The 19,949-nt window shown below is 71.4% G+C and carries 14 protein-coding genes; 7 read left to right on the top strand and 7 right to left on the bottom strand.

Translation table 11 applies throughout. From position 1 onward, the window contains the following. The first annotated feature begins 113 nt into the window (after positions 1-113). The gene (locus AC0T5L_RS00890) at positions 114-2,249 is read left to right on the top strand and encodes a bifunctional metallophosphatase/5'-nucleotidase (RefSeq protein WP_476163368.1); all 2,136 of its coding nucleotides are present in this window, start codon (positions 114-116) and stop codon (positions 2,247-2,249) included. A 108-nt stretch (positions 2,250-2,357) separates the two neighbouring features. Here AC0T5L_RS00890 and AC0T5L_RS00885 read toward each other — a convergent pair whose 3' ends face one another. After that, positions 2,358-3,026 (bottom strand): hypothetical protein, encoded by a 669-nt coding sequence (locus AC0T5L_RS00885; protein ID WP_476163367.1) that lies wholly within the window; start codon positions 3,024-3,026, stop codon positions 2,358-2,360. Between the two features lie 510 nt (positions 3,027-3,536). Here AC0T5L_RS00885 and AC0T5L_RS00880 point away from each other — a divergent pair. Together AC0T5L_RS00880 and AC0T5L_RS00875 are read left to right on the top strand one after the other, a co-directional pair. Next, positions 3,537-4,205, top strand: a complete 669-nt coding sequence (locus AC0T5L_RS00880; protein WP_476163366.1) for a response regulator transcription factor — start codon at positions 3,537-3,539, stop codon at positions 4,203-4,205. 70 nt (positions 4,206-4,275) lie between these two features. After that, complete coding sequence (locus AC0T5L_RS00875) at positions 4,276-5,562, top strand: sensor histidine kinase (protein WP_476163365.1); 1,287 nt, start codon at positions 4,276-4,278, stop codon at positions 5,560-5,562. Positions 5,563-5,655: 93 nt separating this feature from the next. Here AC0T5L_RS00875 and AC0T5L_RS00870 read toward each other — a convergent pair whose 3' ends face one another. From AC0T5L_RS00870 to wecB, 3 genes are all read right to left on the bottom strand, one after another. After that, entirely contained in the window at positions 5,656-7,872 is a 2,217-nt protein-coding gene (locus tag AC0T5L_RS00870) for a glycosyltransferase (protein WP_476163364.1), read from the bottom strand. A gap of 58 nt (positions 7,873-7,930) precedes the next feature. Beyond that, on the bottom strand, positions 7,931-9,721 hold the full coding sequence (locus AC0T5L_RS00865) for a hypothetical protein (protein ID WP_476163363.1): 1,791 nt from the start codon (positions 9,719-9,721) through the stop codon (positions 7,931-7,933). 327 nt (positions 9,722-10,048) lie between these two features. Then, entirely contained in the window at positions 10,049-11,161 is a 1,113-nt protein-coding gene (wecB, locus tag AC0T5L_RS00860) for a non-hydrolyzing UDP-N-acetylglucosamine 2-epimerase (RefSeq protein ID WP_476163362.1), read from the bottom strand. A 207-nt stretch (positions 11,162-11,368) separates the two neighbouring features. Here wecB and AC0T5L_RS00855 point away from each other — a divergent pair, with 207 nt between their 5' ends. The 4 genes from AC0T5L_RS00855 (at position 11,369) to AC0T5L_RS00840 (ending at position 16,710) form a co-directional block, all read left to right on the top strand. Further along, complete coding sequence (locus tag AC0T5L_RS00855) at positions 11,369-13,117, top strand: glycosyltransferase family 4 protein (RefSeq protein ID WP_476163361.1); 1,749 nt, start codon at positions 11,369-11,371, stop codon at positions 13,115-13,117. Positions 13,118-13,220: 103 nt separating this feature from the next. Continuing rightward, positions 13,221-14,591 (top strand): nucleotide sugar dehydrogenase, encoded by a 1,371-nt coding sequence (locus tag AC0T5L_RS00850; protein ID WP_476163360.1) that lies wholly within the window; start codon positions 13,221-13,223, stop codon positions 14,589-14,591. Positions 14,592-14,841: 250 nt separating this feature from the next. Beyond that, a complete protein-coding gene (locus tag AC0T5L_RS00845) occupies positions 14,842-15,999 on the top strand; it encodes a glycosyltransferase (RefSeq protein WP_476163359.1) in 1,158 nt (385 codons plus the stop codon). 105 nt (positions 16,000-16,104) lie between these two features. After that, positions 16,105-16,710: a malonic semialdehyde reductase gene (locus AC0T5L_RS00840; protein WP_476163358.1), complete on the top strand. Its 606-nt coding sequence runs from the start codon at positions 16,105-16,107 to the stop codon at positions 16,708-16,710. Positions 16,711-16,821: 111 nt separating this feature from the next. Here AC0T5L_RS00840 and AC0T5L_RS00835 read toward each other — a convergent pair whose 3' ends face one another. Genes AC0T5L_RS00835 through AC0T5L_RS00825 form a run of 3 tightly spaced genes read right to left on the bottom strand, consistent with a single transcriptional unit; the run spans position 16,822 to position 19,922 of the window. Further along, a complete protein-coding gene (locus AC0T5L_RS00835) occupies positions 16,822-18,495 on the bottom strand; it encodes a PP2C family protein-serine/threonine phosphatase (RefSeq protein ID WP_476163357.1) in 1,674 nt (557 codons plus the stop codon). Beyond that, positions 18,495-19,538, bottom strand: a complete 1,044-nt coding sequence (locus AC0T5L_RS00830; RefSeq protein WP_476163356.1) for an ATP-binding SpoIIE family protein phosphatase — start codon at positions 19,536-19,538, stop codon at positions 18,495-18,497. Before AC0T5L_RS00830 ends, AC0T5L_RS00835 begins: the two co-directional genes overlap by 1 nt. Beyond that, positions 19,539-19,922, bottom strand: coding sequence for an anti-sigma regulatory factor (locus AC0T5L_RS00825; protein WP_476163355.1), 384 nt, complete (start codon positions 19,920-19,922; stop codon positions 19,539-19,541). Positions 19,923-19,949: the final 27 nt, after the last annotated feature.

The following is a 19,949-nucleotide window of genomic DNA, read 5'->3' as shown; positions in this document are numbered from 1 at the left end:
CACGTGAACCCTCACCCGCCCGCCTCTAAGGTGAACCATTCTGGTCCCCACCCGCCCCCGGCAGAACTCCCAGCCCCCTGATGACGTCCATCCCCCAAAGGAGGCCCGGAAAGATGTCCAGACTCGTGCGCGCCTCGGCCGCACTGGTGCTGACGGGCGCCCTGGCCGCCCCGTTCGCACCCACGGCGAGCGCGTCCGTCCCCGCCAACCCCGGGGGCGACGCCGACTTCACCCTGACGGTCCTGCACGCCAACGACCCCGAGTCCCAGCTGCTGTCCGCCTCCGGAGAGGAGGGCTTCGGCGGCGCCGACCGCTTCACCACGCTGCTCGACCAGCTGCGCGACGCTGAGAGCAGCGGCGCCGGCGCCGGGGACGACGAGGCCGACGAGCGCGGCGTCGTCACCGTCAACTCCGGCGACATGTACCTGCCCGGCCCGGAGTTCTCCGCCTCCCGTGACGAGGGCGCGCCCTTCTACGACGCCATCGCCGCCAACCACGCCGGCTACGACGCGATCTCCATGGGCAACCACGAGTTCGACTTCGGTCCGGACGTGTACGCGGACTTCCTCGAACAGCTGGACGGGGACACCACGGTGGTCGCCGCCAACGTGGACACGTCCGCCGAGCCCCGCCTGGCCGCGTTGGAGGAGGAGGGCCGGATCGCGCCCAGCAGCGTGGTCGAGGCCTCCGGCCACCGGGTCGGCGTCGTCGGCGCGCTGTACCCGCCGCTGGAGACCATCACCAGCCCGCGCGACGTGGCGGTGGACGACGTCGTCGCCCCGGTCCAGGCCGAGGTCGACCGGCTGGCGGAGGAGGGCGTGGACAAGGTCATCCTGCTCTCGCACCTACAGAACATCGCCTACGAGGAGCGGGTCGCCCAGGAGCTGACCGGCGTCGACGCCGTCGTCGCGGGAGGCGGCCACGAGGTGATGGCCGGACCGGACGACGCCCTGGTGCCCGGGGACGAGGTCACCGCGCATCCGGAGACCGGCGAGCCGCTGGCCTATCCGCTGGTCGCCACCGGTCCCGACGGCACCGAGGTGCCCATCGTCACCGCCGGGTCGAACTACAAGTACGTGGGCCGCCTGGTCGTGAACTTCGACGGCGGTGACCTGGTGTCGATCTCCGACCGCTCCGGCCCGGTCCGGGTCTCCGGTACCGGGGACGACGCGGTCGACCCGCACCCCGGGGTCGAGGCGCAGGTGACCAGGCCGGTCACCGAGTACGTGGCCGGACTGGCCGAGACCGAGGTGGCCCGGAGCGAGGTCGACCTGAACGGCGTCCGGGACCCCGGAGTGCGCACCGAGGAGACCAACCTGGGCGACCTGGTGGCGGACGCGCTGCTGGACACCGGTGTTCGCAACGCCGACGAGTACGGGGTACCCGCACCGCAGATCGGTATCCAGAACGGCGGCGGCATCCGCAACGACTCGGTGATCCCCGCCGGCCCCCTGACCGTGCTGGACACCTATTCGATCGCCCCCTTCGCCAACCAGGTGGCGGTGGTTCCGAACATCCCGCGCCCACAGGTCAAGGAGTTGCTGGAGCAGGGCGTGGCCGCGGCCCCCGCGGCCAGCGGTGCGTTCATGCAGGTCGCGGGGGTCAACTTCGCCTACGACCCGGAGCGCGCCATGCAGGTGGTCGACGAGGACGGCCAGGTGACCACCCCCGGTGAACGGGTCCGCAACGCGGTCCTGCACGACGGCACGGTAATCGTCGAGGACGGCGAGGTCGTGGACGGCGACCCGATCACGATCGTGACCAACGACTTCTCCGCCCGGGGCGGTGACATGTACCCGTTCCGCGGCGCGGACTTCACCGTGGTGGGCGCGACCTACCAGGTCGCCCTGGAGGACCTGCTCACCGGAACCCTGGAAGAGCAGGTCACCGAGGACGCCTACCCCGAGGGCGGTTCCGGCCGCATCGTCGTAGGCGACCGGGCCACCGTGCCGGACGGCGACGACGGCGGCACGCCTCCTCCGGGCACGGACCCGCCCGGCACCGACCCCCCTGGCACCGATCCCCCTGGCACGGACCCGCCCGGCACCGATCCTCCGGGTACCGACCCGCCCGGCCGGGGGGACGAGCCCGGCGGAGACGCCGACGGCTCCCTGCCGAGGACCGGCAGCGCGTTGTTCGGGCTGATCGCCGCCGCCGCTGTGGCCACCGGAGCGGGCGGTACCGCGCTCTACCTGGGCCGCAGGCGCAAGAGGGCGGCCGACGCGGGTGCCGCGGAGCTGGACTCCTAGGGCGTCCGCCGAACACGACCTAAGCGAGACGGGCCCGTCCGGGGCGTCAGGACACTCCGGACGGGCCCGCTTCCGTGTGCGGCAGCCGAAACGGGAGCCGGCCTCCGGTCAGAGGCAGCCCGCGATCTCCCGCGCGGCCCCCGTCATGTCGTCGCGTTCGCCCTGGTCCAGGCCGTTGTGACCGAACCACACCAGCACGAAGTGGCAGGCGTCCTGGATGTCCTCCGCCGCGTTGTCATCGCTCTCCAGCATGGCCATCGCCGCGAGCATGGCGATTCCGGCGTTCTCGAAGGCGGCCACCCGCACCAGGTTGGTCTCCATCGAGGAGGTGCACTGGAAGAGGTTGTCCTCCCCGCCCGTGGCGCAGACCTCACCGGTGATGTCCTGGCGGGAGTCGATGTCAAAGTCGCTCCGCAACTCGGCGACCAGCTCCTCGGAGGACATGAGGTCCTCCGGTTCGGGGGCCGGGTCCTCCGTCGGCTCCTCCGCGGGCTCCTCCGTGGGCTCCTCGGTCGGCGCGAAGGGCTCCTCTGCGGGGGCAGGAGGGCCGGTCGGCGACTCCGTCGGCGACGCCGGCTCCGACGGCTCCCCGCTGGGCCCCTCCGACGGCTCGGGCTCCCCGCCCGCCGCGACGCGGTCGGCCATCATCCCGCCGAGAGCGATCCCGCCGCCGAGGAAGGAGGCTCCGGCGAGCACCGCGATCACGGCGAGCACGGCCACCAGGCCGGTACCGTAGCGGCCCTGCCGGGGCGGTCGCGGCTGCTGGCCGAAGGGCACTTGAGGCCCTTGGGGCGGCCACGGAGGAGGGGGCGGCCCGTACGGCGCCTGGGGTCCTTGCGGTGCCTGGGGTCTCTGAGGATCATGGAACGGCGAACCGGATCCGCCGCCGTGCCCTGGCATGTCATGGGGGTTCACGTACAGTCTCCTCGCTGTCTTGGATGCCGGGCCAGGCGGGCGCGCGTCGACGGAGGCCAGATCAGTGGACGCCGGGCACCCAAACACACTTCAACGCCCGCTTCATGCCGCTTTGCTATACGTTTTGTTACGAATCATCCCACTTCCTCAAGCGCAGCGCCCATCCTGGGGAAGGCACAGGTTCAACCGACCCGGCATCCGGCGCACACATAACGCAAGCTTCCTGGTTTCACCATGTAAGTATAAAGAAAATACCAAAGGTGGCCAATTGGATGATTTGCCCGATATGTGATTAGCGTATTTTCAGCCAACCTTGGGACATCCGGCGCGCATAATAGGGAAATGCACGACCCCGGACCTACGATCGGCACCATGACCTGCGTTTTGCTGGCCGAAGACGATGTCTCGATCTCTGAGCCTCTCGCGCGCGCACTCCGACGCGAGGGTTACACGGTGGACGTGACCGTCAACGGCATTGAGACACTCGACCGTGCCCGTACGGGAGACCTCGACCTCATGGTCCTGGATCTCGGGCTGCCCGAAATGGACGGGCTCGAGGTGGCACGTCGGCTCCGCACCGAGGGCCACGGAACGCCGATCCTCATCCTGACCGCGCGCGCCGACGAGGTCGACACCGTCGTCGGCCTCGACGCGGGCGCCGACGACTACGTCACCAAGCCCTTCCGGCTGGCCGAACTGCTGGCCCGTGTCCGTGCCCTGCTGCGCAGGGGCGGAGCCGAGGTGCCCGTGGTGCACGGTGTGCGGATCGACAACGACTCCCGCCGCGCCTGGTTGGGCGAACGTGAGTTGCAGCTCACCACCAAGGAGTTCGACCTGCTGCGCGTGCTCGTCCGCGACGCGGGCAAGGTCGTCACCCGCGAGCAGATCATGCGTGAGGTGTGGGACACCAACTGGTGGGGGTCCACCAAGACCCTGGACATGCACATCTCCTGGCTACGCCGCAAGCTGGGCGACGACGCCAACCAGCCGTCGTACATCACGACCGTCCGGGGTGTGGGCTTCCGGTTCGAGCGAGACTGACACGACCTGGGTCCGAGGCGCCCCGCGCCGGTCGGCCGGCTCCGGGTCGGACGGACGGACATGAGGTGACATGCGCAGGCGGATGGTTTTCTCCACCCTTGTGGTGACCGTCATCGCCGTCATGCTGCTCGGGCTGCCTCTGGGGGCTCTCACGTACAAGCTGGTGCACGACGAGAGCGCCCGTCAGCTCCAGGGCGAGGCGGAGTTGATCGGCGCCGAGAGCGACACCATGCTGGAGGCCCACAACAGGATCCGCCTCGGAGAGTTCAACCGGGACCATCCGAACCGGTTCATCAGGATCACCCCCGCGAACGCGTCCACCGCGGTGACCGCGGGCGACCCCGCCCTCGACCCCGAGGCCCCCGACTCCCCGAGCATGCTGAAGGCCACGGCGACCACTGGCCGGGGCACACTCGTCGAGGTGTGGATGAGCGCCGACGGCGTGCAGCAGAGCGTGGTCCGCGCCTGGATGGGGATCGCGTCTCTCTCCCTGCTGGCCATCGGCGTCGCCGTGGGACTGTCGATGTTCCAGGCCCGCAGGCTCACACTGCCCCTGATCGACCTGGCCGTCACCGCCGAACGGCTGGGATCGGGGGTGACCACGCCGTGGGGCCACCGGTACGGGATCCCCGAGGCCGACCGGGTGGCGGAGGTCCTGGACCGCAGCGCCGAGCGCATCGCCGGGCTGATCGCCACCGAACGCCACTTCGCCACCGACGCCTCACACCAGCTGCGCACCCCGCTGACCGCGCTGACGATGCGCCTGGAGGAGATCATCGTCGAGGCCGACAACCCCGAGGCGGTCCGCGAGGAGGGCGAGGCGGCCCTGGCCCAGACCGAGCGCCTGGTGGAAACCGTGGAGAGCCTGCTGGGGCGGGCCCGCAAGAGCCAGAACCCCGAGGTGGAGGCGGTGGAGATCGATCCCCTCCTCAACCGCCTCCAGGCCGAGTGGCAGCCGGTCTTCCATACCGAGCAGCGCAGGCTTCTGGTCACCGGGGTCTCGGGGCTGACCGCCATGACCGTCCCCACCGACCTGACACAGATCATCGCGACCCTGGTGGAGAACGCCTACAAGCACGGTGCGGGCACGGTGACCATCCACCGCATCGACACCGGCCAGTCGGTGCGCATCGAGGTGAGTGACGAGGGCGAGGGAGTGCCCGAGCACTTGGCGGGCCGGATCTTCGAACGCGAGGTCAGCGGCAGCGGCGGTACCGGACTGGGGCTGGCCCTGGCCCGGCACATCGCCGAGTCCGAGGGGGCCCGGATCGAGCTGGTGCAGACCAAGCCGACCACCTTCGCGCTGTTCCTGCCCGCCGGGGCCGGCGGCCTGTCGAAGATGACCGGTCCGGTCTGAGCCGTGCCCCCGGAGCCCCGCTTCGCTCGTTCGCGTGTTCGGAAGGGCGGCGGTCCCCCGGGGCGGGGATCTGGTCCGGGCTCTGGCCCCGCCTCAGGTACCCGCCCTGACGGTGGACTGCTCCGTCTGGTCGGGCGCCTTGCCCCGCACCACCAGGTCGCTCCACAGCGAGCGCACCCGGCCCAGGCCGTAGGCCTTGGTGACCTCTCCGCGGGCCCGTTCCGCCTCGGCCGCGAACCGGCCCTCGCTCACGGTCGCGTGGATGGACTCGGCCATCGCCACCGCGTCGTCGTGGACCCAGTGGGGGTCGTAGATGGTGTCCGCGCCCGGCCACGGCAGCAGCGCGGGCACCCCGCCCGAGGCGGCGCACTCGGCCGGGGCCAGGTGGAACGACTCGTCGTCGCTGGTGGAGAGCATGAACCCCACCCGTCGCAGCCAGGTGGCCACGTCCGGGCCGAACGGGTCGAACACCACCCCTGAGGCGAGGCGCTCGTCGCGCTGGATCCGCCGGTACACGCGCTCGAAGTAGGCGCGCTCCTCCGGCCGGTTCCAGATCCACCAGTACTCCCACGGCTGCTTGGTCTTCACCGACAGCGTGTACCGCGGGTCCATGCGCCGCAGCTCGGACAGTACTTCCAGGCCCCGGTCCAAGCGCTTGCGCGACGGAGCGATCCCGACCATGCCCAGCGAGTACTCCACGCCGGAGAGTTTGGGCCGGTCCAGCTGCTCGTCGTCCACCCAGTTGGGCACCACGACCACCTTGTCGTCGGGCCACCCGGTCAGCTCCCGGGTCAGGGCGGCGTAGTGGGGACTCACGCACACCACGGCGTCCACCTTGTCGATGTCGAGCTTGCGCGGCCATTCCGCGTACAGCTCGAAGCGGTGCAGCCGCACGATCAGTCGCTGGTCGGGCCGCTTCCACTTGGCGTAGAACAGGGCGTTGGGTCCGCACCACTCGCAGATCACCACGTCCGCCCAGCCCGCGAGCTCGCGGGACCGGTACTGGTCGTGGGTGTTCAGCCCCTCCCACTCGTCCATGCGCACGTCGAGCCCGGGCAGCGAGTCCAGGTACTCGGCCAGGCGGGTGAAGAACTTCATGTCGTGCCCCGCCACGACCACCTTGAGCGGCCGGACCGGGTCGGCTCCCGCGGGTGCCGGCGGCAGGGCCTCGGTGAGGTAGCCGCGCAGCCGCTCGGCGGCCCGCTCCAGGGTGTGGTCGGCCGCGGCGTCGCGGCAGCGCGCGGCGGCGTCCGCGTAGACCGCGCGGTCACTGTGGGCGCGGGCCACCACGTCGGCGACCGAGGCGACGTCGGCCCCGGCGAACAGCGGGTAGTCGGCGCCCAGCATCGTCTCGTGCATGGGGGTGCGGTTGAGCACCACCGGCAGGCCGAGCGCGCCCAGTTCCAGCACCTTGGTGGACAGTTCCAGGCTGGCGTCCATGGACGGATCGCGCCAGGAGAGCCCGAAGCCGCACTCGGCGGCCTGGTGAAGTGCGTCGGCACGCGACGTCCCGCCGCGCCAGTCCACGCCCGGGGTCTCCTCCAGGGCCCTGCGCATGCGTTTGGCCCAGTCGGTGGGCTCGGCGTGGATCTTGTCGCCGATCATCACCAGTTCGGCGTCCACCCCGCGCCGCGACAGCTCCGCGGGCAGCTCGGTCATCTCCAGGGTGTTCCACCGTGGCGCGAACTTGCCCGTGTAGGCGAGGCGTGCCCGGGCGTGCGCCTCTCCGTCGGCACGCACGTCCTCGGGGACGACCACCACGGGCGGGAACAGGACCGCGCGGCCGCAGGCGGCGGGCACCGACGACTCCAGGAAGGCACGCAGCTCCTCGGTCTGGCAGAGCAGGAACCGGGAGGCCAGCGCGATCTCGGTGAGCTCGACGGTGGCGGTCGCCGACAGCTCCCCCACGCTGTGCGGGAAGTCGGTCAGGTAGGTCCACAGGCGTCCCGCCAGCGCCTCCTCCTGCGCGGCCAGCCCGGCCAGGCGGCGGCCGCGTACGACCACCAGGTCGAAGGCCCTGCGCTCGTGCTGCTTGGCCATCAGGGTGACGGCCTGCTCCGGGGTGAGCCCCCGCGGTCCCAGATCGGGCAGCGCCTTGTCCTCGTAGGGACGCAGCAACCGGATCCCGGGCGCCCTGGTGAGGGGCTCGGTGAGCCGGTCGGTGCGCACGGGCGCCTTCAGTAGCAGGGTGACCTCGCATCCGGCGGCGGCCAGGGCCTGTGCCATCGACTGCGCCCAGACCGCGGAACCGTCGATGATGTTGAGGTCCACGTCCCCGTACAGGAGTGCGCGCGGAGGCGGTGTACTCACGTTCTTCCCTTCGGATGCTTTCTCGTTGCCCGTGCGGGGCCGTCGGCGCGGTCGGTGGTCAACCGAACGCACCGGTCTGGGCGTCCGTGGCGTTGTACACGGTGTCCTCGGCGTCGGAGTCGGTGCCCGTGCCGTGGTCGGGGCCCAGGGCCAGGAGCCGGGTACCGCGGCGGTTCCACTCCGCCGGGTCCCATCCGCGCCGCAGCAGTCCGGTGCGGGCCAGCTCCGGAACGACCGCGCTGACGAAAACGTACTGCTGCCCGCCGGCGCTCGGGCGGTCGAAGAACCCGCGTGCCCCATCTCCCGACGGCTGGCCGCCCGGGTCGCCGCCCCCGTCGTCGGAGTCGGGGCCCACGGTGCCGACCGCGTCGGCGTCCGAGCACTCGACGGCGCACACCAGGTCGGCGAACCGCTTGCGGCCCACGGGCGCGGTCCACAGGTGCGACCAGGGCGCGGTGGCACGCTCGGCCAGGACCGCCCACCGTTCCGGGCCCAGTCCGCCGATCTGGGCGCCGGGCGCGCCCCGGGTCAGCTCCTCGGGGGTGTCCGGGGTGCTGAAACGCGCGGTGCGCACGGTGATGCCCTCGGTGCGCAGCCGCTGGATGCCGGGCAGGCGCGAGGCCGTACTGGGTACGACCACCTCCGTGGGCTTCAGGGCGGCGCTCAGCAGGTCGTCCGCGAGCAGGTCGGCGTCGGTGTCCCCCGCCGGGTCGGCGAGGACGGCCATGGAGCGGCCGCGCAGCGGCAGTTCCGCGCCCGGGGTCCCCGGCGGGAAGTCCAGGCCGTCCAGGATCTCGGCGAGGCGGACCGGTGTGGCCTCCCGCAGGAAGACCTGCCGGAGCATGCCCCGCTGCTCGGCCGGCGTGGGCTCCTCGGCGCGCAGGCGCGGCACCGTGACCGCCAGCCCCTCCGAAGCGGGGCCGGCCGGGTCCGGTACCGCCGCGTGGGCGACCACACGGGTACCGCACGCCCAGGCGCGGCGGCGCAGGCGGGTGTCCTCGGCCGGGAACCCGGGGACGACCGCGACGTTGGCGGCGCGCAGGGCGTCGGCCAGCTCGGAGGAGTCGGCGTCCACCACGCCCGTGTCCAGTTCGGTGAGTACCTCCGGGACGGGCTCGTCGCGGTGGCCGCGCACGAACACCGCCTTGGGGCCGGGTGTCAGGTGGGCGGCCACCGGGTTGAACAGGTGCAGCGGGACTCCGGCGTCCCCTCGGTGGACCCTGTCGAAGCCCAGCTCACGCAGAGCGGGAGGGGAGGGGGCGTCGTCGATCAGGACGGTGGGGATGCCCCGGGCGGCGGCGGACTCCAGTACCCAGTGCAGGGCACGGGTGCGGTCCGCCACCGCGGGGTCGCCCACATGCGCCCACGGCGAACCGGGGGCGGCGGCGGAGGCGGAGACCAGGAGCAGGTCCACGTCAACGCCGTCCATGACGATCTGGGCGTCGTGCGGGCGCAGGGAGACGGGGTGCATGTACGGGTCGATCGCCTCGGCGATGGCGGGTCCGACGACGGTGGCGGCCACGAGCATGTCCTCGCTGCCGCCCGGCACGCCCGTGAGGAGGCGGGCCTCCTGGCGGTCGGCGTCGAAGGAGCGGACCGGCTCGACGCCTCGGCGGCGCTCGGTGTGTCGGGTGGTTCCGCTGCGCCGCCAGAGTCGGTAGAGGTCACGCGGGAGTTTGACCAGGGACCGGCTGGGCTTCTTCGCGGCGGCCGTGAGCGCGCGCCCCACCTGGAGCGAGGTGGAGCCCTCTACGGCCGCCAGCCGTGTGCGCGCCTCCTGTAGCTGGGCCTCGCGCTCGGCCAGCGCCTGACGGAGCTGTTCGGTCTGGCTCTGTTCACGCCGTTTCACGGTCTGCCACCTTGTGTTCTGGTCGGATCGGCGGAACCACTGCGTCGGTCGGGCGCGATGGGCCCGTCGTCGTGAGGCGGTGTACCCGGCGCGTGCCCGGTCGGGTACGGATGCCCTTGGCGAGGCGTGTCGCGGGTCCGGATGGGCGTCTTGGCGGAGAGGGCTGATGGACGTTTGCCATGGTGGGTTACCTGGACCGCTGTGGAGGGATCGGGGTGGTACCCCGGCCGTCCGTCGGGGCCGGGGCGGAGGCGGCACGGTCCCGGATTCCCTCCCGGGTGTGCCTGGGTTCGGGGACGGGGCCGTGGTTCTCGTCTGGCATCGGGTTCACCTGGACCACTGGGTGAGGACGGAGGCGATGCGCTCCCCGGCGCGCCCGTCCCACAGGGGCGGGGTGTGGCCACCGATCCGCTCGGGGGTCTGCCCGTGCATGACCTTGGTGACGGCCTGGATGAGATCAGCCTCCGTGACGAGCTGGTTGGTGCCGTGGCTGATGGTGACGGGGCGTTCGGTGTTGGGGCGCAGGGTCAGGCAGGGGACCCCGAGGATGGTGGTCTCCTCCTGCACACCGCCGGAGTCGGTTACCACGGCGGCGGCGCCGCGGACGAGCGCGACGAAGTCGAGGTAGCCGAGGGGGTCGAGGAGGTGCACACGCGGGTGGTCGCCGAGCCCGGCCCGGTCGAAGGCGGCCTTGCCCCGCGGGTGCACGGGCATGACCACGTCGGTGAGCTCGGCGATCTCGTGCAGGCGCGTGGTGAGGCGGGCGACGTTGTCGGGGTCGTCCACGTTCGCGGGACGGTGCAGGGTGGCGGCGACGTAGCGCTCGGGCAGTTCGAGGCGTGCCCGCAGGGCCTCGGCGTCGAAACGGTCGAGGTTGCCCAGCAGGGTGTCGATCATGGGGTTGCCGACCAGGTGGATCCGGTCGGAGGCGACGCCCTCGGCGGCCAGGTGGCCCACGGCCTCCGGGCTGGTGGCGAAGCACAGGTCGCTGAGCTGGTCGGTGACCCGGCGGTTGATCTCCTCGGGCATGGTGTCGTCGAAGGAGCGCAGGCCCGCCTCCACGTGGGCGACGGGGATCCGCAGTTTGGCGGCCACCAGGGCGGCGGCGACGGTGGAGTTGACGTCGCCGTAGACGACCACCATGCCGGGCTGGCGTGCGGTGAACTCCTCCTCCAGACCGACCATGAGGGCGGCGGTCTGGGCGGCGTGCGAGCCCGAGCCCACACCGAGGTCGACGTCGGGGGTGGGCAGGTTCAGGTCGCGGAAGAACACGGCGGACATACGGTCGTCGTAGTGCTGCCCGGTGTGTACGACCGACTGGTGGGCGCCGCGCCCGCGCAGGGCGGAGACGACGGGCGCGGCCTTGACGAAGTTGGGGCGCGCGCCGACAACATGCACGATCCCGGTGTCCTGGCTCCCCAGGGGGGCGCTCGTTGCCACGACTCTCACGTTTCCTTCTGTTGGGGTGTCCCCGCCGTGACCGGCGGGCTGGTGTGGTTCGGCGGCGTTCTTTGCCCGAGCCGTCCCGTCCGTGTCGCCGTGGTGTCACCACATGGTCACGTCGGCGTGGTTGTGTGACTGACCGTGCATGACACCCAAACTTCCGAATCCCAGGTTCCGCGCCCACGCACCCGCTGGCCGCGGGCGGTGACGTTCACCCTGTCGTTGGCCTGGCAGCACCTGCGGTCCGATCCGGCCCGGCTGCCGCTGCTGGCGCTGCGGTTGGCGCCCGGTCCGCTGCGGCGAGCGGTACGCGCCCTGGCCGCACGTGCGGGCGGCAGGGCCCGCGCATACGCCCTGTGGGACCAGGGCAGGCGCGGTGACGCCCGCGAGGCGGTGCTCGCCGCGGCGAGCGGCGCCCCTCCCCGCCGGGTGGGCCGCCTGGTGGCGGCCTGCCTGGCGGCGGGAGACGCGGAGACCGCCCGTGATCTGGTCGAACAGCTCCCGGAGGGTGCCCTTCGGGAGGCCGCGGAGTACCGGACGGCCCTGGCCACGGGACGCACTGTCTCCGCGTCCCCGTCCACGTCGCCTGACCGTCACGGAATCACGTTAACCCGCGATGCCCGAACGCGACCCGACGACACGGTGAACGCTCGGCGACCGGAGGCTCCCGCCGGTGAACGTTGGCGTGTGGCCGAGGACCCGTCGGCGCCCGGGGCGGGGCTGCGGGTACTGCACCTGGTGACCAACGCGCTGCCGCACACCAACGCCGGGTACACGCAGCGCACCCACCGGATCGCGGTCGCCCAGCGCGAGGCCGGGATGGACGTGCACGTGGCCACGCGGGCGGGGTACCCGCTCACCAAGGGCGTACCCGACCCCCGCACGCTGGTGCGGTTGGACGGTGTCGCCTACCACCGGTTGCTCCCGTGGACGGCGCCCGCCGGCCCCGGGCGGGAGCTTGAGGTGGGGGTGCGGATGGCGTCGGAGCTGGTGGAGGCGGTGCGCCCGGATGTGCTGCACGCGGCGAGCAACCACCACAACGCCCGCCTGGCGCTGGAGCTGGGCCGCAGGTTCGGCCTTCCGGTGGTGTACGAGGTCCGGGGCTTCCTGGAGGAGTCGTGGCTGTCCCGCGACCCCTCCCGCAGCGTGGACGATGCCTTCTACCAGGCCGAGCGCGCGAGCGAGACCGAGTGCATGCTGGCCGCCGACCTGGTGGTGACCCTGGGCGAGGCGATGCGCGCCGACATCGAGGCGCGTGGGGTGGCGCGCGAACGCCTGCTGGTGGTGCCCAACGCGGTGGACGCCTCCTTCCTCGAACCGCTGCCGCCGGGCGACGGGGTACGCGGGGAGCTGGAGATCGAACGCGGGGAGTTCGTGGTGGGCACCACCACCAGCTGCTTCGGCTACGAGGGCCTGGACGTGCTGTTGGATGCGGTGGCACTGATGCGCGAGCGCGGGGAGCCGGCCCACGCCCTGGTCGTGGGGAGCGGACCGGAGCTGCCCGCGCTGCGCTCCCGCGCCGACTCCCTGGGACTGGCGGGGGCCGCGCACTTCCCCGGCCGGGTTCCCGCCGACCGGGTCCGCGCCCACCACGCCGCGCTGGACGTGTTCGCGGTGCCCCGTCGTGACGAGCGGGTGTGTCGTCTGGTCACCCCGCTCAAACCCGTAGAGGCTATGGCGGGCGGATTGCCCGTGGTCGCCAGTGATCTTCCCGCACTGCGAGAGATCGTGGAACCAGGAGTGACCGGGGAGTTAATTCCTGCGGGCGAATCGGCAAGTCTAGCCGATGTCCTGACAAAACTCGCTTACAGTCATGAAAAGCGGGCTTCCTACGGCCGTGCAGGTCGCAGCCTTGTTGGCGCGGACCGCACCTGGACCGAGGCCGCATACCGCTACAACCAGGCGTATCGGGTTCTGATTCGAAAAATGACCGAACCAGGCCAGAACCCGTAATCGGGGACAACGCCTGCCTACACTCAGGCGTCCAACGCACTGAGCAATGGCACTCCCCGCTATTTACGCCCGTTCACCAAATGAATGCGAGTGTGACCACAAAGTGGATGCCGCAGCCTCCAACCCAGCACCTGTTTCCGAGCAGCCCGTCGGCGCGGTCAGCGATCTCGTCGTCCTCGGTCTTGGCTATGTCGGCCTGCCGCTGGCGGCCGCGGCCGTGTCCGCGGGCCTGAAGGTCACCGGCCTCGACGTGAGCAGCCACGTCGTCGACGGGCTCAACAACGCGGTGTCGCACGTGGACGACCTTTCCTCGGAGGACGTCCACGAGATGCTGGACCGCGGTTTCACCGCGACCACGGACCCGGCGTGCCTGTCCACCGCGCGCACCATCGTGATCTGTGTACCCACACCGCTCTCACCCGAGGGCGGACCGGACCTGGGCGCGGTCACCTCGGCGGCCGCCTCGATCGCCAAGCAGCTGCAACCGGGCACCCTGGTGATCCTGGAGTCCACCACCTACCCAGGTACCACCGACGAGGTGGTCTGTCCGCTGCTGGAGGAGTCCGGCCTGGTCGCGGGCGCCGATTTCCACCTGGCGTTCTCGCCCGAGCGCATCGACCCGGGCAACCCGACCTTCGGCGTGGTCAACACGCCCAAGGTGGTCGGCGGGCTCACCATCGAGTGCGGGGAGGCCGCGGCGGCCTTCTACGCGCGTTTCGTGAACACGGTGGTGCGTGCGCACGGCACACGCGAGGCCGAGATGGCCAAGCTGCTGGAGAACACCTACAGGCACGTCAACATCGCCCTGGTGAACGAGATGGCCGTCTTCTGCCAGGAACTGGGCATCGACCTGTGGGACTCCATCGCGGCGGCCGCCACCAAGCCGTTCGGCTTCCAGGCCTTCTACCCGGGCCCGGGCGTGGGCGGGCACTGCATCCCCATCGACCCGAACTACCTGTCGTACAAGGTCAAGACCCTGGGGTATCCGTTCCGGTTCGTGGAGCTGGCCCAGGAGATCAACGGCCGGATGCCCTCCTACGTCATCCAGCGGGCGCAGGAGCTGCTCAACGACGCCGGTCTGGCGCTGTCGCGGTCCAAGGTGCTGCTGCTGGGCGTGACCTACAAGGCCGACATCGCTGACCAGCGTGAGTCTCCGGCCCGGCCGGTCGCGCGCAAGCTGGCCGCCAAGGGCGCCACGCTCACATACCACGACCCGCACGTGGAGTCATGGCAGGTGGACGGGGCGGACGTGCCCCGGTCCACTGATCTTGACCAGGCACTGGCCGACGCCGATCTGACCGTTCTGCTCACTGACCACAGCGAGTACCGGCCCAAGCGGTTGGAGGAGTACACACGGCTGCTTCTGGACACCCGGGGTGTGCTGCGCCGCCCCGAGCCCGAGACCGACTCCGTGGCCGGAGTTCCTCCCCAGGTGCGCCGCCACGCCCCACGCGAGGGGCTACAGGTCCTGTGAGCTGAGAGCACACCAGCCCCGAACCGGCACGCCGATCCGGACACCCGTGGTGTCCACCGGCGTGCCTTTTCGTGTTTACGCTTCCCTGACCAAAGGTTCATCTGCTGCACTCTGACCGGCCACCGGGCTTTCCTCGGAGCGACTTCCCCAGTGAATACCGTGTCGGAAGGCCCATACGGCTTCCCAAAAGTGGATGATCATCGTAGATCGCCACAAATTGCCCACATGGCAACACAGGTAGGTGAACTCGATGCACGCGCTTGTGGCCACGGTTGTGCACCACCCTGAGGACGCCCGGATCCTGCATCGCCAGATCCGCGCCCTGCTGGACGCCGGACACACGGTGACCTACGTGGCACCGTTCCGCGAGTGCGGTGTGACCCCGTGGAAGGAACTGCGCTCGGTGGACGTGCCACGCGCCTCCGGACGCGAGCGGCTGGCTTCTCTGCGCGTCGCACGGGCGGTGCTCGCCGAACAGGCTCCGCAGGCCGACCTGCTGCTCTTCCACGACCCCGAACTCCTGCTGGCCCTGCCCTCCAACCGTCCGGTGACGGTGTGGGACGTGCACGAGGACACGGCGGCCGCCCTGCTCACCAAGGCATGGGTGCCCGTACCCCTGCGGCGCCCGCTGGGCGCGGTGGTGCGCTCCTTCGAGCGGCGCGCGGAGCGCCGGATGCGGCTGCTGCTGGCTGAGGAGGGGTATCGTTCCAGGTTCCGCTGCGCACACCCGGTGGTGCCCAACACCACCGAGGTCCCGGAGGCCCCGTCGCGCGATCCGGGCAAGGACCGGGTGGTGTACCTGGGCCAGGTGTCGGAGGCACGCGGCGCGCGCGAACTGGTGGCACTGGGCCGCATGCTGCGCCCGCACGGGATGCGCCTGGAGGTGATCGGCGGCGCCGACGTCGGTGTGCGGCCGCTGCTGCGCGAGGCCCAGCGCGAGGGGGCCCTGCACTGGTACGGGTTCGTACCCAACGACCGGGCGCTGCGGATCTGCGCCGGTGCCGCGGCGGGGCTGAGCCTGCTGCACGACACCCCGAACTACCGGCACTCGATGCCGACCAAGGTCGTGGAGTACATGGCGCACGGCCTCCCGGTGGTGACCACGCCCAACCCCATGGCGCAGGACCTGGTGACCGGCCGTCCGGAGGGGCCGGCTGGCCTGGTCGTGCCGTTCGGCGACGTGTCGGCGTCGGCGGAGGCCGTGCTGCGGCTGCGCCAGGACGAGGGTCTGCGCCGGAGTATGGCGCGCACGGGGCACAGGATCGCGCGGACGTCCTTCCACTGGCCGGTCCAGGCACGGATGTTCGTCAAGCGGCTGGAGGCATGGGTGGACGAGGCGACCGGACCGGCCCCCGTCGTGCCACGTCAGAGGGGCCGCCAGCACCAGCGCACATCCGTTGGTGATTGAATCCACATTTGGGTTCTTAAGAAATATCTTCCTCAGCGAGAGGTGTTGTCGACCGTGCCGGAGCTCATCCGGCCCCGCCGCACCACGAGCAGGACGAGGAAAGACATGACTGACACGCTGGTTCTCGACAAGGTGGCCCAGGACCTTCTGTTCCGCGACGCCCGCACCGCCAACAGCTTCACCGACGAGCCGGTGACCGAGGAGCAGGTGCGCGCCATCCACGAACTGGTCAGGTACGGGCCCACCGCCATGAACAACCAGCCCCTGCGGGTCACCGTGGTGCGGTCCCGCCAGGCCCGAGAGCGCCTCGTGCCGCACATGGCGGGCAACAACGCCCCGAAGACCCTGACGGCCCCGCTGACGCTGGTCCTGTCCGCGGACACCGACTTCCACGAGCACTTCCCGAAGACCTTCCCGGTCGCACCCAACGCCCGGGACGACTTCGCCGGGATGCCCGTCGAGGACCGCGCGACCGCGGCCGACCAGAACGCGCTCCTTCAGATCGGCTACCTGATCATGGGCGTACGGGCCGCGGGGCTGGCCGCCGGACCGATGAGCGGCTTCGACGCCGAGGGCGTCCGCCGGGAGTTCTTCGGTGAGGACTCCTCGCTGCGTCCGCTCGTGGTCATGAACGTGGGCAAGCCGGGCCCGGACGCGTGGTTCGACCGCCTGCCGCGCCTGGAGCACGACGAGGTCTTCACCGAGATCTGATGCGCCGGGACCTGGTCCGCCAGGAGACCGGCCCACCGGGGCCGGGCACCGCCGGGTGCCCGGCCTCTGGCGTGCCCGGCCCTTCGGGGAGGGAGGATCCCGCCCCGGGCCTCAACCGGCCGTGCCCGGCCTCTCTCCGGCGAGGAAGACCAGCAGGCACACGTCGTCGTCGCAGTCCTGGTGCTTGATCATGGAGTCCAGCAGGTCGTCCGCCGCCTTCTCGGGGCCGCTCTCCCAGTAGGGCGGCCCGCCGAAGCCCTCCAACAGCCGGGCGATCCCGTCGTCGATGGACTCCCCGCGCCGCTCCACGAGGCCGTCGGTGTACAGCAGCAGGGCCGAGCCCGGCGGCAGCTCGACCGTCTCGTCGGTGTAGGACAGTTCCACCGGCAGGCCCAGCATTCCACCGGGGGGAAGCTCCACCGCCCGGGTCCTGCCCGTACCGTCCCGCCACAGCGGCGGCGGGTGGCCCGCGTTGGCCATCACCATCCGCTGGTCCCCCGGGCGAAAGCGCACGATGACGGCGGTCGCGAACAGGTCGGGTTCGAGACGGCCCAGGAGCCGGTGCAGGCGTTCCATCAGCACGGCCGGACTCCGCTCCTCCATGGCGTACGCGCGCAGGGCCGTCCGCAACTGGCCCATCATCACCGCGGCGTGGATGCCGTGTCCGGTGACGTCTCCCACCACGCCGATGAACTCGCCCTCATCCAGGGGAAAGACGTCGTACCAGTCACCGCCCACGTTCATGCCCCGCATGGCCGGGAGATAGCGGGCGGTCAGCTCCATCCCCGGGGTGCTGGGCAGTTCGGTGAGCATCGCTCGCTGCAAGGCGGCGGCCGTGTCGCGCTCACGCTCGAAGCGGCGCGCGTTGTCCAGCGACGCCGCGACCCTGTGTGAGAACTCGACCAGCACGACCTCGTCGTCGGGGTCCACCGCGCTCCCGCGCCGCAACAGCATCACACCGATGAGGTCGGTACCCGTGAGCAGCGGCAGGGCCAGCTGACCCTGATCCGCCAAGGCGTCCGTCGGCCTCCGCCGGGCCACGGACAGGAGCACCGCCCCCGGCGGTTCGGCTTCGGACGCGTCGGAGGAGCACAGCTCTCCGCCCTCCCCGAGGAGCCACACCTCGACCGAGTCGGCGTATCGGGGCACGAGGAGGTCCCGAAGTCGGGAGAAGATCTCCGTCTGGCTCAGGGAGGTCATCAGCCTGGCACTGGCCGTGGAGAGGAACGTCAGCCTGTTGCGCGAGGCCTCCGCCTCGTCCCGGGCCGCCCGTTCGGCCGCCAGGAGCCTCCTCTGCCCGTCGCTGGCCTCGGCGAGCTCGGCGTGCAGCGCGAGCACGCCCAGGTTGGTCTCCTCCAGCTCGCGCTGGTGCCACTCCAGGTCACGTGCGCGCTCACTCGACACAGCGGCCACCGCCCCGGCCCGGTTGGAGGTGCGCAGGAGCTCCGCCGAGAGCAGCTCGAGGTCCCGACGCGGTGCCCGGGGCTCCTCGGCCGCCTCCGTCAGGGGTTCGGAGAGGGTGAGCGTGGACGACCAGCGTTCCGTACCGGATCCGTCGCGGACCGCGGCCCTCAGGGCGAGCCCGTCCTCGGCCGACTCCACCACCAGCGAGGCCGTCCCCGCCCTCTCGACCTCCCGCAGCGCGCGCGAGGAGGCGTTGTCGAGGAACTCCAGCCCGGCCTCGTCCGAGATGCGTGCCGAGTCGAGCACGCGTGCCATGGCCGCCCGTGCCAGCGCCACGTCGACCATGCCGTGGCACGGGAGGTCGAACAGCGGTTCCACCATCATCCCCTCCCGTCAGAGCGTACGGTGTGCGTGACCACCGCGATGGCGGTGTCGTCCCTCGGCAGGCGTGCGGCGCTGCCCGCGTCCCGGTACACCGTCCCGGCGATGAGCCCCGCGTCGAGGTCGCGCAGGCGCTCGACGCCCCGAGGCGTCCATCGGCTCGGCAGTCCGTCACTGTGCAACACGAGCATGTCCCCCGCCTCCCACTCGTGCCGGGCCGGCAGCGGCGTGCGCAGGCTGAAGGCCCCCACGATCCCGGGACGGGAGATCAGCGTTCCCCAGCGCCCGCCGCCGTACAGGCGGGCACCGATGTTACCGACGCCGCAGAAGGTGAGGCGGTGCCTGGACTCGTCGATGTCGGCGATCGCTACGGCCGCGCCCCGTGTGCGGCGCAGGGAGCCGTGCAGCCCCCTCAACAGCGCCTCGGGGGCCTCTCCCCCGTTGTTCAGGACGAAGCGCGCCGCCAGGGTGGAGGCCTCCGCGGCGGCGTCTCCGTGCCCGAGCCCGTCCGCGAGCATGACCGTGCGGCGTCCCGCGCCGCTGCGGAAGGCCAAGGCGTCCCCGGAGCGCTTGTGGCCGCTCAGCGGTATGTGCACCCCGCCGGTCGCGAACCGGGTGTCGAAGCGGGAGCGGTCATCGGACCGGGCGAACCGGGCCACGGCGGCCGTGCCCCTTCCCGGGCTGCTCTGGAGCTCGAAGAAGTCGGCGGCCCGCGCGCAGGCTCCCAACCCGGTGCCCAGGGAGTCCTCGGTGGAGAAGCCGTCCTCCATGGCCCTGGGGACGTCGGGGATGCCCGGGCCGTGGTCCAGCGCGAGTATCTGCAGGGCTTGGGCCGTTCCCCAGGGCTCCCGGGCGGCCTCGGCCACGAAGCGTCCCCCTCCCGCGTACCTGCACATGTTGGTCGCCAGCTCGGAGGCGGTGAGGACCGCGGCGGCCGTCCTGGCGTCGTCGAGGCCGAGACTGCGCGCCGCTTCACCCGCGACCCTGGCGGTCTCGGGCACACGCGTGGCGTCACGGACCGTCAGTTCCCAGACTCTGGTCACTCAGACCCCTTGCCTCGCGGGGTACGGATCGGCCCACGAGGTGACCGTGACCCTCGTCCCGCCTTCGGGGCCGCTTTCGATCACGAATTCCTGCACCAGGCGCTTGGAGCCGCCCAACCCCATACCCAGGCCGCCCACCGTGGAGTAGCCGTCGCTCAGTGCGAGGTCCACATCAGGGATGCCGGGGCCGGAGTCAACGAAGCTCACCGACACCCCCTGGCCCGTCTGGCCGTGGACGACGCGGATCTCCGCGGTTCCCCCGCCGCCGTGCAGGAGGGTGTTGCGGGCCAGCTCGCTGGCGGCGGTTACCAGCTTGGTCTGCTGGACCAGGCCGAACCCGGTCCGCTGCGCCAGGGCGCGCACCTGCTGACGAACCGCCGTCATGTCGGTGTCCTTGCGGATAGGCACGTG

Source organism: Nocardiopsis sp. TRM 82005, from assembly GCF_056312425.1.
The sequence above is the reverse complement of the archived record's forward strand: the minus strand, read 5'-3'. Positions and strand labels throughout refer to the sequence as shown.